Source organism: Myxococcus sp. MISCRS1 (assembly GCF_026626605.1).
GTDB classification, from domain to species: domain Bacteria; phylum Myxococcota; class Myxococcia; order Myxococcales; family Myxococcaceae; genus Myxococcus; species Myxococcus fulvus.
In genome coordinates, this window is the sequence record NZ_JAPNKB010000001.1 from 3309846 (window position 1) to 3326284 (window position 16439).

General features: G+C 70.3%; 14 protein-coding genes. 5 read left to right on the forward strand and 9 right to left on the reverse strand.

Translation table 11 applies throughout. The features are described from left to right. Positions 1 to 192 precede the first annotated feature (192 nt). Positions 193 to 1953, forward strand: coding sequence for a YifB family Mg chelatase-like AAA ATPase (locus OWM54_RS12750; RefSeq protein ID WP_223746458.1), 1761 nt, complete (start codon positions 193 to 195; stop codon positions 1951 to 1953). On the opposite strand, the gene OWM54_RS12755 is transcribed toward OWM54_RS12750, so the two are convergent. Further along, entirely contained in the window at positions 1836 to 3197 is a 1362-nt protein-coding gene (locus OWM54_RS12755) for an NAD(P)/FAD-dependent oxidoreductase (protein WP_223746457.1), read from the reverse strand. The two genes, OWM54_RS12750 and OWM54_RS12755, sit on opposite strands and share 118 nt — an antisense overlap. A gap of 298 nt (positions 3198 to 3495) precedes the next feature. Between OWM54_RS12755 and recA the strand changes: the two genes are divergently transcribed. Next, positions 3496 to 4524 carry a recombinase RecA gene (gene recA / locus OWM54_RS12760; protein ID WP_223746456.1) on the forward strand — a complete coding sequence of 343 codons (1029 nt, stop codon included), beginning with the start codon at positions 3496 to 3498 and terminating at the stop codon, positions 4522 to 4524. On the opposite strand, the gene OWM54_RS12765 is transcribed toward recA, so the two are convergent. The 4 genes from OWM54_RS12765 to pssA form a co-directional block, all read right to left on the reverse strand. Next, positions 4521 to 5030, reverse strand: coding sequence for a DUF1285 domain-containing protein (locus tag OWM54_RS12765; RefSeq protein WP_223746455.1), 510 nt, complete (start codon positions 5028 to 5030; stop codon positions 4521 to 4523). The genes recA and OWM54_RS12765 overlap by 4 nt on opposite strands. Positions 5031 to 5088: 58 nt before the next feature. Then, positions 5089 to 6549, reverse strand: a complete 1461-nt coding sequence (locus tag OWM54_RS12770; RefSeq protein ID WP_267697694.1) for a hypothetical protein — start codon at positions 6547 to 6549, stop codon at positions 5089 to 5091. Next, entirely contained in the window at positions 6546 to 7808 is a 1263-nt protein-coding gene (locus OWM54_RS12775; RefSeq protein ID WP_267697695.1) for a CinA family nicotinamide mononucleotide deamidase-related protein, read from the reverse strand. Before OWM54_RS12775 ends, OWM54_RS12770 begins: the two co-directional genes overlap by 4 nt. Before the next feature lie 186 nt (positions 7809 to 7994). After that, a complete protein-coding gene (pssA, locus tag OWM54_RS12780; protein ID WP_223746452.1) occupies positions 7995 to 8855 on the reverse strand; it encodes a CDP-diacylglycerol--serine O-phosphatidyltransferase in 861 nt (286 codons plus the stop codon). A 123-nt stretch (positions 8856 to 8978) separates the two neighbouring features. Here pssA and OWM54_RS12785 point away from each other — a divergent pair, with 123 nt between their 5' ends. Further along, complete coding sequence (locus OWM54_RS12785) at positions 8979 to 10100, forward strand: alpha/beta fold hydrolase (protein ID WP_267697696.1); 1122 nt, start codon at positions 8979 to 8981, stop codon at positions 10098 to 10100. A gap of 19 nt (positions 10101 to 10119) precedes the next feature. Here OWM54_RS12785 and OWM54_RS12790 read toward each other — a convergent pair whose 3' ends face one another. Continuing rightward, complete coding sequence (locus OWM54_RS12790) at positions 10120 to 11607, reverse strand: hypothetical protein (protein WP_267697697.1); 1488 nt, start codon at positions 11605 to 11607, stop codon at positions 10120 to 10122. A 450-nt stretch (positions 11608 to 12057) separates the two neighbouring features. Between OWM54_RS12790 and OWM54_RS12795 the strand changes: the two genes are divergently transcribed. Continuing rightward, positions 12058 to 12327 (forward strand): HU family DNA-binding protein, encoded by a 270-nt coding sequence (locus OWM54_RS12795; RefSeq protein ID WP_002635502.1) that lies wholly within the window; start codon positions 12058 to 12060, stop codon positions 12325 to 12327. A gap of 109 nt (positions 12328 to 12436) precedes the next feature. Here the strand turns inward: OWM54_RS12795 and OWM54_RS12800 are convergent, their stop codons facing one another. After that, a complete protein-coding gene (locus OWM54_RS12800; RefSeq protein ID WP_408891652.1) occupies positions 12437 to 13345 on the reverse strand; it encodes a M23 family metallopeptidase in 909 nt (302 codons plus the stop codon). Positions 13346 to 14056: 711 nt separating this feature from the next. Beyond that, positions 14057 to 15082 (reverse strand): low-specificity L-threonine aldolase, encoded by a 1026-nt coding sequence (gene ltaE, locus OWM54_RS12805; protein ID WP_267697699.1) that lies wholly within the window; start codon positions 15080 to 15082, stop codon positions 14057 to 14059. Between the two features lie 47 nt (positions 15083 to 15129). On the opposite strand from ltaE, the gene nth reads away from it, so the two are divergent. Then, positions 15130 to 15894, forward strand: coding sequence for an endonuclease III (gene nth, locus OWM54_RS12810; protein ID WP_223746447.1), 765 nt, complete (start codon positions 15130 to 15132; stop codon positions 15892 to 15894). On the opposite strand, the gene def is transcribed toward nth, so the two are convergent. Next, the gene (gene def, locus OWM54_RS12815) at positions 15854 to 16381 is read right to left on the reverse strand and encodes a peptide deformylase (RefSeq protein WP_223746446.1); all 528 of its coding nucleotides are present in this window, start codon (positions 16379 to 16381) and stop codon (positions 15854 to 15856) included. The genes nth and def overlap by 41 nt on opposite strands. Positions 16382 to 16439 lie beyond the last annotated feature (58 nt).

The following is a 16439-nucleotide window of genomic DNA, read 5'->3' on the forward strand; positions in this document are numbered from 1 at the left end:
GCCAAGCTACCCAAGGCGCACCCGCCCTGGCTAGAGGCCCCTTCACTTATCCAGTGAGTATGGAACCCTGGAGTTCCTGGGGATGGGACAGGCATCCGCCCCAGGGGATTGGCTCTCCACGGGATTCTCCTCGGAGGGCTGGCGGTACGCGGGTTGCTCCACGCGGAGCCGGGCGATGCGGGAGGGGGACGGATGCTGGCGAGGGTGCGGTCGGGGGCGTTGATGGGCATCGACGCGGTGGTGGTGGAGTGCGAGGTCGACATGGCGCTCGGCCTCCCCTACTTCAACGTGGTGGGACTGCCGGAAGGCGCGGTGCGCGAGTCGAAGGTGCGCGTGGTCTCCGCGCTGAAGAACACCGGCTTCGAGCTGCCACAGAAGCGCGTCACGGTGAATCTGGCACCGGCGGACCTGCGCAAGGACGGCGTGGCGTTCGAGCTGCCCATCGCGTTGGGAGTCCTCGCGGCGGCGAAGCTGCTCGAGGAGGCCCCCCTGGGGCGCTATCTCTTCGGCGGGGAGCTGTCGCTCGACGGCACGCTCAAGCCCATCAAGGGCGTGCTGCCGCTCGCGGTGGCCGCGCGGGACAAGGGCTTCGAGGGGGTCATGGTGCCCGCGGCCAACGCGGCCGAGGCCGCGCTCGTCGAGGGCTTGAGTGTGTTGCCCGTGACGAGCCTACGCGAGGCGGTGGACCACCTCACCGGGACGCGCGTCATCCCTCCCTTCTCTCGTCAGGGTGTCTCGCATCCAGTGGGCCGTGGACGCGCGGAGCCGGACATGGCGGACGTGAGGGGACAGCCCGACCTCAAGCTGGCGTTGGAGCTGGCGGCGGCGGGCGGGCACAACGTGTTGATGTGCGGCCCCCCCGGCTCGGGCAAGACGATGCTGGCGCGCAGGCTGCCCGGCATCCTTCCGGCGATGACCTTCGCCGAGTCACTCGAGGTGACGAAGGTCTACTCGGTGTTGGGGCTGCTCAACGAAGGCCACGCCCTGGTGCGCGAGCGTCCGTTCCGCGCGCCCCACCACACGCTGTCCGACGCGGGGCTCGTGGGAGGTGGCCCCCTGGCCCGTCCTGGAGAGCTGTCGCTGGCGCACCACGGCGTCCTGTTCCTCGACGAGCTCCCGGAGTTCCGTCGCAACGTGCTGGAGGTGCTGCGACAACCGCTGGAGGAGGGAATCATCCACCTGGCGCGCGCCAACCAGAACATCAGCTACCCGTGCCAGGTGATGCTGGTGGCGGCGATGAACCCCTGCCCTTGCGGCTACTTCAACGTGCCGGGACACACCTGCACGTGTCCGGAGCACCGCGTGTTCGACTACCACGCCCGCGTCAGTGGCCCGCTGTTGGACCGCGTCGACATCACCTTGCAGACCCGTCCGGTGGAGTACCACCACCTGGCGCGCGCGGAGGCGAAGGAGTCCTCCAGTCGCCACCATCGGGAGCGCGTGGAGGCCGCGCGGCAACGTCAGCGTGAGCGGTACCGGGACGAGCCGAGCGTGCACTGCAACGCGCAGCTGCCGTCCCACCTGCTGCGGCGTCACTGCGTCCTGAGCCCCGGCGCCGAGCGGATGCTGGAGCTGGCGGTACGGCGCCATGGGCTGTCCGCGCGAGCCCATGACCGGCTCCTGAAGCTCGCCCTGACTCGCGCGGACCTGGAGGACCACGGACGCATCGAGGACGTGGACATGCGGCTCGCCATCGACTCCAGGGCGCTGGACCGACGAGGCTGGCTGCACTCGAACACCCAGGGAGGCCCCCCTCCCCTTCGTTCAGGCGCGGGCGGGCGGTGGAGACCGCCCGCCGCCGATGGGTCCCTGCCCAGTGCCCGAGGCGTCAGGCCTCAGTGGGTCGACGGAGGAGACAGCTCATTCGAGGAGGAGACGAGGCGCGACGCCCCCTCCGTGTCATCCGTGGGGGCCCCCTTCCCGTCCGGCGACGAGGCCACGAGCGTGAGCTGATCCAACCTGGGCGCGGGGCCGGTGATGATTCGGGCCGACTTGCCGAACGTCAGATAGGAGTAGGCCCAGTTGAGCATCACCGCCAGCTTGCTCCTGAAGCCGATGAGGAACATCAGGTGGATGAACAGCCAGGCGCCCCACGCGGGCAGCCCTGTCTGTTTGAAGCGCCGGAAGGCGATGCCCACCGCGTGGCCACGGCCAATCACCGCGTAGGAGCCCCTGTCCCAGTACTTGAAGGGCACCATGGGTTCCCCGCGCAGCCGGCGCAGGATGTTGGCCGCCGCGTGCTTGCCCTCCTGCATCGCGGCGGGCGCAAGCCCCGGCACGGGCGTGCCGTCCTCTTGATTGAGCGAGGCCAGGTCCCCCACGACGAAGACGTCCTCGTGACCGGGGACGGTCAACTCAGGCGTCACATGCACGCGCCCCGCGCGGTCCAGCGGCACACCGAGCGAACGCGCCACCGGCGAGGCGGCGACACCGGCGGCCCAAATCACCGTGCGGGCCGCGATGAACTCCGTGCCGATGTAGACACCCGTCTCGTCGATGTTCGTCACCCGGGCGCCCGTGCGGACCTCCACACCGAGCTTCTCCAACGTGCGACGCGCCTTGTCCGTCAGGTCGTCCGGATAGACGGGCAGGACCTTGCCCAGGCCCTCGATGAGGATGATGCGCGCATCACGCGGGTCGATGTTCTTGAAGTCGCCCGACAGGGACTTGCGGCTGATCTCCGCCAGCGAGCCCGCCATCTCCACGCCCGTGGGCCCCGCTCCGATGATGACGAAGTTGAGCAGGGCCTTGCGGATGCGAGGGTCCGTCTCACGCTCGGCCAGCTCGTACGCCAGCAGGACCCGGCGTCGAATCTCCACCGCGTCCTCGATGGACTTCAGACCCGGTGCATGGCGCGCCCACTGGTCATTGCCGAAATACGAGTGCGTCGCCCCCGTCGCGATGACGAGGTAGTCGTACTTCAGCTCTCCATCCGAGAGCAGCACCCGCTTCCCCGCAGTGTCGACACCCGTCACGTCCGCCAGCACCACCGCGACCCCCTGGGGTCCGAGCAGGGCCCGCAGCGGCGCGGCAATCTCGCTGGGGCTCAGCGTCGCCGTGGCCACCTGGTACAGCAGCGGCTGGAAGAGGTGGTGGTTGTGCCGGTCCACCAGGGTGAGACGGACCGGCGCCTTGGCGAGCTGCTGCGCGGCCCGAAGCCCGGCGAACCCGCCGCCGAGGATGACCACATGGGGCATGTCTTCGCGTTGGGTTTTCACGAGCGAAAGGTCATGCCGCCCCCTCCAAACTTCAACGCAAAGCGCCGTGAATTCAGCAGACGGACGAGCAGCCGCTCGCTCATCCTGGAAATCCAGACGTCGGCTCGCCCTCCACCGCGTGAGACGCCCGCAGTCCCTCGCGGACGCCGCTCTTCATGTGTTCACAGGGAGTACCTCGCGGCATGCCTGTTGCTCTCTCCCGCGCCGATGCGTCGGGCGCCCCGCTCCGGGGCGACAGGGCGCAGCACGGACTCAAGGACAGGGCGGCGAGGGAGCGATGAGCAAGCTGACGGAGAAGCTGAAGGCAGTGGCGGCGGCGGTGGCGTCCATCGAGAAGCAGTTCGGACGAGGCTCGGTGATGACGTTGGGCGGGGACACGCAGGAGCACAAGGTCGCGGTGATTCCGTCCGGCTCGGTGGGGTTGGACCGGGCGCTCGGCGTGGGAGGCTATCCGCGGGGCCGCGTGGTGGAGGTGTTCGGCAACGAGTCGTCTGGCAAGACGACGCTCACGTTGCATGCGATTGCGCAGGTCCAGGCCGCAGGCGGCGTGGCGGCGTTCATCGACGCGGAGCATGCGCTCGACATCTCCTACGCGCGCAAGCTGGGGGTGCGGGTGGAGGAGCTGCTGGTGTCCCAGCCGGACACGGGTGAGCAGGCGCTGGAAATCACCGAGCAGCTCGTGCGCTCGGGAGCGGTGGACCTCATCATCGTGGATTCGGTGGCGGCGCTGGTGCCTCGCGCGGAAATCGAGGGTGAGATGGGCGACGCGCACATGGGTGTGCAGGCGCGGCTGATGAGCCAGGCCCTGCGCAAGCTCACGGGCGCGGTGAGCCGCTCGGGGTGCTGCATCGTCTTCATCAACCAGATTCGGATGAAGATTGGCGTGATGTTCGGCAACCCCGAGACCACCACCGGAGGGAACGCGCTGAAGTTCTACTCCTCGGTGCGCATGGAGATTCGGCGCACGGGCAACCTCAAGGAGGGAGACGCCGTGGTGGGCTCGCGGGCCCGGGTGAAGGTGGTGAAGAACAAGCTGGCCCCGCCCTTCCAGGAGGCGGAGTTCGACCTGTTGTACGGCAGCGGCATCCACCGCGCCGGGGAGGTGCTGGACCTGGGCGTGGCCACGGGACTCATCGACAAGTCCGGCAGCCACTTCAGTCTCCGAGGCGAGCGCATCGGCCAGGGAAGGGAGCGCGCCGCGGAGTGGCTGCGTGAGCACTCCGACACGATGGAGGCGCTGGCCCGGGAGCTCGCGGGGACCCCGCCGCTCCCCTGCCCCTCGCCCGCCGTGGAAGCCGCCGCCTAGACGGAGCCGGTCAACGACTCCAGGGAGAGCGCCACCGGGTGCTGGCGCTCTCCGGCGCGCACGACCAGCCCGCCATCCGGGCCCGACTCCAACAGCGCTCCGAACTGGTACTGGCCATCTCGCGAGAAGCGCGCCTTGGCCCGGCCCTGCTTCACCCGACACGACAGGACGCCCGCGCCATCCACCTGGAGCGAGTCCAGCTCCAGGGCCTCGGCGGTGCGGTCACTCAAGCGGATGGACACACGTGCGTCCGGCGTGACGTCCACGGTCCGGACTTCGTACGCGGCGTCCTCGACCTGCACGTAGCACCAGTCCTGCCCGATGCGCAGTTGGTAGCGACCCTCGTCGTCCAGGATGAGAGAGGCGTTGAAGAGTTCGATGATTTTCGGGTGCTCGATGGGCTCGTCGTCATGCCACCAGCGCAGGGCGGCATCGAGGCGGATGCCGCTGTCCTCGCGAGTGTGCCAGCGCTTGCCGGCGGGGGGCTGTCCGGTGGGAGGTTGCATGGCTCTTCTCTATCTGCGCGCCCGGCCCGGGGGTTTCAACCCCTCGGGAGGCAGCGCCCTACCAGTTCCGGACAAGCTCCGTGTAGCCACGGAAGGCCACCGCGCCCCAGAAGTTCACCAGCACGCCCAGCACCAGCGTGCCCATCACCACGCGCTGGCGGAGCGACCAACCCCCGATGGCGAAGAGCAACAGGAGGTAGGGCGTGTAGTCGAGGCTGAAGCGGAAGCCGAACTGCATGTAGCCCGTGTTCTGGTAGAACAGACCGGGCAGCGCGCACACGGCCACGGTGAGCCACAGGGGCCAGTGAAGGCGAGGCCGCAGCTTCGGCACCAGCAGGAAGACGAGCAACGGCAGCGTCAGGAGCAGCGTGAGCCCGCGCGGGTCATACCCGAGCTTGAGCGGCGACAGCGACAGGGAGGGCCACTTGAGGAAGGCGGCCTCCAGGTTGCGCCCCAGGTATTCCCAGTGGAAAAGGCCCCACCGGTCGATGTCCACGTTGACGCGGTTGTTGAAGAGATACGCGTGGCCGAACTCGCTCAGGCGACCGAAGCGATACACGTTGTAGCCGGCGGCGAGCAGGCCCAGGGGCGCGGCCCCCAGGGCGAACAGGCCCACCTTCCTCGCGGCCTGCTTCCAGTGGCGCCCCAATTCCTTGAGCTGCTGCAAGCGGGGCTCGGGGCCCGGACACAGGGCCTCCAGCACGAAGAAGAGCCCCGCGAAGAACAGCGGAGTGCGCGTGAGCGTCGCCATGGAGAAGAACACACCCGCCAGGACAGGATGGCGGGCCCGCAGTGCATTGCGCACATAGAGGCAGGTGAGGGCCACGCCCATGACCTCGGCGCTGAACCACACCTCGCCACGGATGGCGCAGTAGAAGAACAAGGTCCCGAAGGCGAGCGTCAGCGCGAGCACGACGTTCTCGTCGCGGGTGCGCGCCGTCTCGCCTTCCCGGGCAAGGAAGCGCAGCAACGAGTAGAACAGCGCCACCGCCAGCGCGCCGATGATGACGCCGAAGGAGGTGTCGTTGAACTGGTACCCGTGCAGCGCGACGAAGGGCAGCATCGCCACGGCGGGGAACGACGGGAAGCTCACGAACCAGCGGTCATCGGGCAGCGGCCGGCCCTCGCAGCGGACCTTCTGGCCATTCACCTGCCGCACACAGGCCCAGTCCTCCAGGTTCGGAAGCACCTGGGGGTCCACGTCCAGCCGCCCCTCCAGCCACCCCTGTGCCTGGTAGATGAAGTGCGGCGCGGCGCTCTGGCGCAGGAAGCGCTGCGAGCTGAAGCTGGCGAGCACGACGAACGCCACCAGGAACAACAGCACCTCCACCCGGTAGGCCGCGAACCACACGCGAAGGACGGCGCCGACCGAGCCTCCACTGCCCACGGGCCCGGCCACCCCTTCGGTGACGGCGGGAGCGGCGGGCTCCACGGGCGCGGTGGCGGCGGGCTCGACCGCGGGCGCGGGCCGAGGCTCGGGCATGGACGGCGCGGGGCGCTTGGACTTGGAGCGGCTCATGATTGGGCGGCGGTCAGCAGGTGCTGCCGCAGCATCTCCAGGGTGTGGGAGGCAGCGAAGAGGCGCACGCGCTCCCTGTCTCCGGAAAAGGACATGCGCTCGCACCGCGTGGCGAACCCCGGCCCCGCGAGCGCGCAATACACGGTGCCCACCGGGTCATCGGGCGTCCCGCCTCCGGGCCCCGCATACCCCGTCACCGCCAGGCCATATGTGGCGCCGCAGGCGGCACGCACACCCTCGGCCATGGCCACGGCCGTCGGAGCGGAGACCGCGGTATGACGCTCGAGCACTTCGGTGGGGACGCCCACCCAGGCGGTCTTCATCTTCTCCGAGTAGACCACCGCGCCACCGATGAAGACGGTGCTCGACCCCGGCACCGCCGTCAGCCGCTGGGCGATGAGGCCTCCCGTGCAGCTCTCCGCCGTGGCCAGCGTGGCCCCGGCGCGCCCCAGCGCCGACAGCAGCGCGGGCGCGTACTCCTCGCCGTCCGCGGCGAAGACATGCCGCCCCAGCACGCGACGACACTCGGCCTCCACCGCGGCCAGGGCCTGGTCGGCCTCGGCCTGCGTGGGCGCCTCCGCCATCAGCTTGAGGTGGTTCTCCGGCGCGTGCGTTCGGAAGCCGAACACCACCCTGGGGTGGCTGGGCACGAGGGGCGCCACGGCCAGGTCCAGTTCGGACTCGGGGATGCCGACGGTGCGCAGCAGCCGGAAGGCCCGGAACAGACGGCCCGGCCTCGACTCCAGCTCCGCGCGGATGCGCGGCAGCACCTCGTTGTCCAGCAGGGCCCGATATTCGCGCGGCACCCCTGGCAGGAAGAACAGGCGACAGCGCCCCAGCGTGAGCACGACGAGCGGCGCGGAGCCCGCGGGATTGCGCACCGGCTCGGAGCCACGGGGGATTCGCGCCATGCGCAGCGCGCTGGGATTGATGGGGATGCCCCGCGCCGCGTAGCGCTCGCGCAGCCACTCCAGGACCCGGGCGTCCTCCTCCAACGGAACTCCCGCGGCGGCCGCGGCACACTCCAGGGTGAAGTCATCCGCCGTGGGGCCCAGCCCGCCGGAGACCACCACGACATCCGCTCGCGCCGCGGCCTCGAGCAGCGTCTGGGTGATGTCCGGTCGGACGTCCCCGACGAGCACCACCCGCTCCACCTTCACGCCCAGGTCGAAGAGCCGGGCCTCCAGGTAGGTGCTGTTCGTGTCCGTGATGAGGCCGGTGACCAGCTCGTCACCCGTGCACAGCAGTTCGACCCGCATGGGGCGCGCATCCTAGCGACAGGCGAGGACCTCGGCACGGACGGATGCGTCTTCGGGCCCTGCCCTCCAGGCGGGAAGCCGGCCGGGTGTCTGGCAGCCTCCACCCTGAACCCGGCTGGCGAGCGGGCCACACCCCCCGGGACGGGCCGGGCAGGACGTGCTGCCCGGCGGCCCGGGGACCTCAACTCAGAGGAAGGCGGGTCCGTTGCTGCGGGGACCTTCGCCGTCCTCGGACTCCTCGTCGTCGTCCTCGTCATCGATGACGCCAGCGACGGCTGCGGAGCCTGCGGCGAGCTTGCGCGCGGCCAGGTGCGTGCGCACCTGCACCGCGGACTCCACCAACCCGAGCGCGAGGTAGGCGCCACAGCAGGCCACCAGCAACCAGGCGGGATGATACTGCGTCGCGATGGCCACACCGGCGGCCACCATCAACATGAACACGGCCGCGCTCTTCCGGTTGGGGCGGGTGTCCTTGAAGGTGCGGTAGCGCACCGTCGACACCATGAGCAGCGACAGGCCCGCCACCGCCACCGCCACCGGGACGTAGGCAGACTCGCGCAGAGACTCCCCCTGCGAGGCCACGTGATGGGAGATGATGACCGAGACGAGCATGCCCGCGGCGATCGGGATGGGCAGGCCCACGAAGAAGCTCCCGCCCCCCCCGTGGGGATTGCGCGCCGCCAGCACGTTGAAGCGCGCCAGCCGCAGCGCGCCGCACGCGGCGAACGCGAACGAGACGAACAGCCCCGCGAAGCCCAGGGGCGCCAGCGCCCACTTGTAGACCAGCAGCGCGGGAGCCGCCCCGAAGGAGACGACGTCCGCCAGACTGTCCAGCTGGACACCGAAGTCGCTCTGCGTCTTGGTCAACCGGGCGACGCGGCCGTCGAACCCGTCGAAGAACATCGCGAAGAAGATGGCCAACGCGGCCTGGTAGAGGTGGACCGGCTCCGCCTCGCCCGCGCACAGCGTGATGGCATAGAAGCCACAGAAGATGGACGTGACAGTGAAGAGGTTCGGCAGCACGAACATCAGTTTCCGTAACTTCATCGATCCCTCGACTTCCTCTGATGCCCATGAGTTCCTGGCAGCAGGACGGCCGGAGAACGAACCTTAGCAGGGTTTTATTCGAGGAACCGTCAGACCCAGGGGTCGGCAAGGAGAGCAGGCGCGATGGGAGACGGGCGCTGGGTCGTGTGGGTGCTGGTCGCTGGCCTCGTCGTGGTGCTGGGGAATGTCCTCTGGGTGGCGCTGGTCCGGCGGTGGTACCGTCTACGCACGCCCCTTCCCCAGGCCTTCAAGGCACGGTGCGCGGACGGGTGGGAGGTGGCGGTCCATGTCCGGCGCGCGCCGGTGAGGCGCTTCGAGGAGCCGGTGCTCCTGTGCCATGGGCTGGCGGCCAACCGGTTCACGTTCGACTTCGAGCCCCCCTACTCCGTGGCCCACTACCTGGCCGAAGCGGGCTTCGACTGCTTCAGCGTGGAGTGGCGGGGCACCGGGCACTCACGCCTGCCACCGCGAGGGCGGCGGTACACCGACTTCACCATCGACGACCACATCCTGCAGGACGGGCCCGCGCTGCTGGAGCTGGCGCTGAAGCAGACGGGCGCGAAGCGGGCGTTCTGGCTGGGGCACTCGCTGGGCGGGCTCGTCGGTTATGGGCTGGCCCAGGGGCCGGAGGGCGAAAAGCTCGCGGGGCTGCTCACGCTCGGCGCGCCCGTGCACTTCAAGTCCGAGCCGTTCCTGCGCACGCTCATCTCGCTCGGCGTGCGCGCCGCGTGGCCGGCCCGCTTCCGACAGGAGTGGATGAGCGCGAGCCTGGCGCCGTTCCTGGGCTACGTGACACTGCCCCTGTCCGACCTGGTGGTGAATCCGCTGCACATCCCTCCGCGCATCCAGCGGCAGGTGTACGCGAACATGATGTCGTCGATGAGCCGCAAGGTGCTGCTCCAGTTCCAGGACTGGATCGAGCACGATGCGTTCCGCTCGTTCGACCGCACCCGCGACTGGCGCGCGGGCATCGCCGGGCTCCAGCTGCCCATCCTCGTCATGGGCGGAAGCGCGGACCGGCTCGCCACCGCGGAGAACGTGGAGAGCCAGTTCGCCCTCGTCACCGCGCCGGACCGCACCCTCCACGTCTTCGGCAAGGACCGCGGCGACGCGATGGACTACGGCCACGGAGACCTCGTGTTCGGCAAGGGCGCTCCCACGGAGGTCCATCCCGTCATCCGCGAGTGGCTCGAGAAGCATGCCACGCCGCTCGGCGCCTCCGCCGCGTCCCCGCCGCCCGCCTGAGCCGCCGCGTGCCCGCGGCTCAGCGCGGCCCCGGTGCGGGCTCGACCGTTCGCTTCACGCAAGACAGCTCGGTGCCGCGCGAGTCCTCGCTGTCCACGCGCCCCAGATGGATTCGGGTGGCCCCGGTGCACTCGGCCCCGACCAGGCCCTGGCCGCTCTTTCTCGAGCGGAGGACGTCCACGCGGAGGACACCGTCGCCCATGGCCGACAGGGCCGTCCGCGCGCTGTCGCGCACCTCCACGCTCCGGGCATCGAGCGTCGCGAGCGTGTCCGCGAGCAACGCGGCCTGACCACAGCGTTCGAGGTCCGCGTCACGCAGCGTCACCCGTGCGTTCTGCGTCGCCAGCACGCAGGCGCCCGAGGCGCCCCGCACCACCACGCCCTCCACGTCCGCGACGACCTGGCGCAGGTGCAGCGCGTCACCCGTGATGCCGTCCGACGAGTGCACGCGCGACACGATGGCATCTCGCAGCCGCAGGCGACCTCCCACCGCGAGCACCCCATACTCCTCCGCGGCCTCCACACGCAGCCGCCGCACCTCCACCTGCGAGCCCGTGAGCTGGAGCGCGCCGTGGCTGCCGCTGCCCCGCACCACCACGTCCTGCAACACCACGTTTCGCGAGGCGACCACGGCGAGCCCCGCGCGCCCGGCGCCCACGGACTGGAAGCCGCGGACCTCGAGCCGAGGTGACTGCACGACGGAGAGCGCGAGCTCGTGGCCCGCCACACTCACCTCCCGCAGCACCAGGGTGCCCTCCACCACCGAGAACGCCGCGCCTGTTCCCGCCTGGGCCGACGAGCGCCGCACCTCGGCGTGGCCGCCATCCATCCCCAGGGCCGACACTGCGCCCGAGACGACCACCTCCTCCAACAAGGCGGAGGCCTGCGCGCCGCGAACGCGCACGGCCCGGCGGAAGGGGCCCGTGAAATGGATGTCCCGGAGGCGCGTGGTCCTCGGTGACACGGGCGCCACCGCGGCCTCCGGCGGGGCCTCCAGAACCACGCCCACGGTCTCCGGAATGCTCGCCTCGAAGCGCGAGGACTCGGCGTCGAATCGGCCGGCGCGGACCTGGACGCCGCCTCGACGCTGCCCGGTGAAGGACACCTTCTCCGCGCGCACCTGCCGGCCACGCGTCACCTCCACCCCCCAGGCCCCCCCTCGGATGGACAGGTTGCGAAGGAGCGTTACGCCCTGCTCGGCAACGAGGGGTTGATCCGCGCCCGAGGCGCTTCGTGATTCCGGGCTCGGCGCGTCGAGGACCGGGGGCAGGACGTTCTGCTCGGCTCCCTCGGCTCGCAGCACCACGGCCTCCGGGCCCTCCGCCACCAGCACCGTGGCGGGCCCCTCGCCCTCCAGCCGGACACCCTCGGGCAAGGTGAAGCTCCCCCGGTACTCCCCCGCCGCCAGGTGCACCGTCACCACCCCTGGCCGCCCCAGTGCCTCGGCCAGGGACGACCACGGTCTCTCGCGCGTGCCGTCCCCTGGCCCCGGGGTCGTACCGTCCACCCAGAGCTCCGTCCGCCCGGACTCCGGCCTGGAGACGACCGCGGGCGCCTGGGCCGAGGGGCCCGGACTCCGGCAGGCGCCCAGCGCCAGGATCACGACGGTCGGAAACGTTCGGAAACGCACGAGAGGCAGCAGCCTACCCCATTCCGGCCCCGCCCCGCCCGGGCGCGATCAGCCACACACGCCAAACGATCGGAATCTCAAAGACTTTCTTCCAATCACGATCAGCCAGAATGCTTTTGGCGTGTGATTTCCGCGCGGTGTGTCGGTGGCTCCGACGTGGATTCCCCACTCTGTCTACGCCCGGTGTTTCACCGAGCCAACTTTTCGTCCGGAGGCCGATTTTCCGGCCTCGGAACGCGGTCAGCATTGACAGGGAAAAGAACGATTTGTTACCACCGGTTGGCTTTCGCGCATTCAAGGCCAGACAACGCAGGACGGAGGGGCGTAATGACCAAGGCAGAGCTCGTCGAGGTGGTGGCGGCGCAGACACGTCTCACCAAGAAGTCGGCGGCGCAGATCCTCGACATCGTCTTCACGAACATCGGCAAGGCCGTGAAGAAGGATGCGCGCTTCAGCTACCCCGGCTTCGGCACGTGGTCCGTGCGCTCCCGCAAGGCGCGCAAGATCCGCAACCCCCAGACGAACGAGATGATGAAGCTCAAGGCGTCGAAGACCATCGGCTTCCGCCCGGCCAAGGAGCTCAAGAACTCGCTGTGAGCTGACGCCACCCCGGTCCAGCCCGCGGAGTCCCCGGGACTCGCGCTGGGCCGGGCTCCTCCTCAGGGGCGCTACCTTCGTGGGTGGCGCCCCTGATGCGTTGCGGGCCTCAAGAGCCCGTCGCGCCGCGGGCCACGGGCGGCGCGCGAGGGCGCTCGTCACCTGCGTCCTCGAGCGCGTCCAGCGGGTCCACCACCTCGCCGTCCTTCCACAGCTCGAAGTGCAGGTGCACGCCCGTGGCCAGCCCCGTCTCGCCCGCGAGCCCCACCGCGTGGCCCGGGTCCAGTATCTCGCCGGGCTCCACCAGCACGCGGGACAGGTGGCTGTAGCGCGTGAGCCAGCGGCCCTCGTGCTGGACCTCCACCTGGAGGCCATGGTCGCCGTTCCAGCCCGCTCGCAGCACCACGCCCTTCGCGGCGGTGTAGATGACCTGCCCCTGCTTCGCCGCCAGGTCCACGCCGAGGTGACGGCGCTGCTCGCCCCGGATGGGATGCCAGCGCTGACCGAAGACGCTGGTGATGGTGACCGGGTCCACGGGCCACGCCAGCCGGGGCAGGCCGTCCGCGTTCTCCGGGTGCTCGAGCCGGCGCAGCTCCGCCATGCGGACCGCGAGCCGTCCCACCCTCAGCACCACCGCCTCGGCGAGCGCACCCGGCATGTCGCCGTACGTCCTGCCGTCCTGCTCCAGCTCGGTCTCCAGGACGCTTCGGGCCTTCGCCACGTCGCGGGCGTCCGTGCGCTCCAGGGCGCGCTCCAGGAAGGCGTCGAGGACGCCGTTCATCACCTCCCAGCCCTGCACCTGTCCCAGCGGCATCGGACCGCCCCGGGCCACCTTGCGGCGATGGGCGCGGGCCCGCTCCGCGAAGGTGGAGAGGGCGCCCTGCAGCTCCTCGGAGGGCTCCGGCGAGGCCATGCGCGAGAGCGTCCGCGCGGGGGCGGGCTGGGGCTCGCGGGGAGCGACCGGGGCGGGCTCGGTGTCGACGTACTCCGAGGTGTCGTAGACCTCGTCAAAGCTCATCTTCTGCTCCGACCGGGTCGAGGAGCAGGCGCAGAGACCGACGAAGGCGAGGAGGGGGAGTCGACGCACGGCCCGGCGAGCGTACCACGCCCCTGCCGCGCGGCATGCCCACCCCGCCCCCGGCGCGGCAGGCAAGGGAGCTCGGCCAAGGGATCCATCCGTTGGCGCCGAGCCCGCATCCGCGTTGCTCCCAGGGCACATACGAGAGTCGCCGCGGGCCCTGCCCTGCGGCACCGCGTCCCGCGGCCACCGCGCGACGTGCTCACGAATTGAACGCCCAGGCTGCCCGGCGGCGACCGCCGACACAGGAAGCGCGGATGCCGTGTCCACGATGTCGGCAACCCATCGCATCGAAGTGAACCGAGAGGGGCCTGACCTGAGCCCGCGGTGGACGCAGGCAATCGCCTTGTCGATGCCGATGGCGGACGTGCTCCCCGGAGTCACCCCACGGCACGGCTCGCGCCGCCGGGCGCGGCTCGCACGACTTCAGCGTGCGACCTACGCACGCCGTGGCCTTGCCTCAAGGCCCGTGGCGGACACATTCGCAAGGTGCGGCCCTCCACGGTTCAGCTCAAGCCGCCGGGCGCGGCTCGCACGACTTCAGCGTGCGACGTGCGCACGCCGTGGCCTTGTCTCAAGGCCCGTGGCGGACACATTCGCAAGGTGCGGCCCTCCACGGTTCAGCTCGCGCCGCCGGGCGGGGCTCGCGCGCTACATCAGCGCGCGACGCACACGCGCCACGGCCTCGTCGATGTCCGCGGCGGACACATCCAGGTGCGTCACCAGGCGCACCGTGTGGGGGCCGCCCGCGGGGTTCGTCAACACACCTTGGGTGCTCAGCAGCGGCACCACCTCCCGGGCCGGACGCGCGAACTCGGCGAAGACCATGTTCGTCTCCACCCGCTTCACGTCCACCTTCACGCCCGGCACCTCCGCGAGCCCCGCCGCGAGGCGACGCGCGTTCGCGTGGTCCTCCGCGAGCCGCTCCACGTGATGCTCCAACGCGTACAGCGCCGCGGCCGCGAGGATGCCCGCCTGACGCATGCCTCCGCCCAACCGCTTGCGCAGCCGGCGCGCCTCGCGGATGAGGTCCGCGCGTCCCACCAACGCCGAGCCCACCGGCGCTCCCAACCCCTTCGAGAAGCACACCGCCGTCGTGTCCGTCAGCTTCGCCCACGACGACGCGGGGACTCCCGCCGCCACCTCCGCATTGAACAACCGCGCGCCATCCAGGTGCACCGCCAGCCCCGCGTCACGCGCCACCTTCACCACCTGGGCGAAGCGCTCCACGGACCACACCGCGCCACCGCCCCGGTTGTGCGTGTTCTCCAGCGACAACAACCGCGTGCGCGGATTGTGGATGTTCTCCTCGCGCACCGCCGCCGCCACCATCTCCGGCGACAACACACCCCACTCGCCCGGCAAAGGCTGCGGCTGTACACCCCACAGCGCCGGAACCGCGCCGCCCTCGTAGTGCAGGATGTGACTGCCCGCCTCGGTCAGCACCTCGTCCCCCTGCCGGCAGTGCGCGCCGATGGCCAGCTGGTTGGCCTGCGTGCCGGAGGGCACGAACAGCGCCGCCTCCAGACCGAGCCGCTCGGCCACCTTCGCCTCCAGGCGCAGCACCGTGGGGTCCTCGCCATAGACGTCGTCGCCGACCTCCGCCTCGGCGATGGCTCGCCGCATCGCCGCGGTGGGCTTCGTGACGGTGTCGGAGCGAAAGTCGATGGGCTTCATGGTTCTCCCGAGAGTGGACACAGCCGGTGCTTGGGGACCCGGCAAGGGTGACATACAACGGCCGCGTGCCCGGACGTGAGACAGCGGCGGCGAAGCGCGAGCGCGCGGTGAAGGTCATGGAGCGACTGGAAGCCTCCATGCCCGACGCGCGCATCGAACTGGACTACCAATCCCCCCTGCAGTTGCTCGTGGCGGTGATGCTGTCCGCCCAATGCACCGACAAGCGCGTCAACATGGTGACGCCCGCCCTCTTCCAACACTTCCCCGACACCCAGGCGTACGCCCAGGCCAAACCGACCGACGTGGAGCCGTTCATCCGCACCTGCGGCCTGTACCGCGCCAAGGCGAAGAACATCGTCGCGGCGGCGAAAATCCTCGCCGAGAAACACGGCGGCAAGGTGCCACTCGAGCGTGACACGCTGGCGGAGCTCCCCGGCGTGGGCCGCAAGACGGCGGGCGTGGTGTGCATCCACCTGGGCGGCGACAACGCCTTCCCCGTGGACACGCACGTCAAGCGGCTCGCGTACCGGCTCGGCTTCACCCTCCAGGAGGACCCCGACAAGGTGGAGGCCGACATGCAGGCCGTCCTGCCCCCGGAGCGCTGGATGATGGGTCACCAGCTCCTGGTGTGGCACGGACGACGCACGTGCTTCGCCCGCTCGCCCGAGTGCGCCCGCTGCGTCGTGGCGGAGCTGTGCCCGAAGAAGGGCGTCGATGCGCGTGAGGCGGGGCCGGAGAAGTCCCCGGCCCCGGCTCGCGTGAAGAAGACGGCTACCGCGAAGCGCCCAGCTCGTTCTCGCGCGAAGCCTTGAGGCGCTTCATCCGCTTGCGGATGAACTCGCGCTTCAGCGTGGAGACGTGGTCCACGAACACCGTGCCGTTCAGGTGGTCCGTCTCGTGCTGCACGGCGATGGCGAGCAGCTCGTCACAGCGCAGCGTCTGCTCGTTGCCGTCCACGTCCAGGTACTTCACCGTGACGACGGCGGCGCGGTCCACGTCCTCCGACTCACCGGGGATGGAGAGGCAACCCTCGGTGTAGGTCGTCTCGCCCTCCAGGGTGATGATTTCGGGGTTGATCATCGCCAGGGGCTTGGACTCGGGCTGGCGGGGCGTGGTGTCCAGGACGATGACGCGCTGGAGCACGCCCACCTGCGGCGCGGCGAGCCCCACGCCGTCGGCGGCGTACATCGTCTCGAACATGTCCTTCACCAGCGCGCGGACGGAGTCGTCCACCTTCGTCACCGGCTTGGCCTTCTGCTTCAGGATGGGGTCGGGCCAGATGAGGATTTCACGAACCATGCGGGCCGTCTTAACGCCCCCCGCGCGGACGGGCAACCCCGCCCCGGCCGCCGCCCGC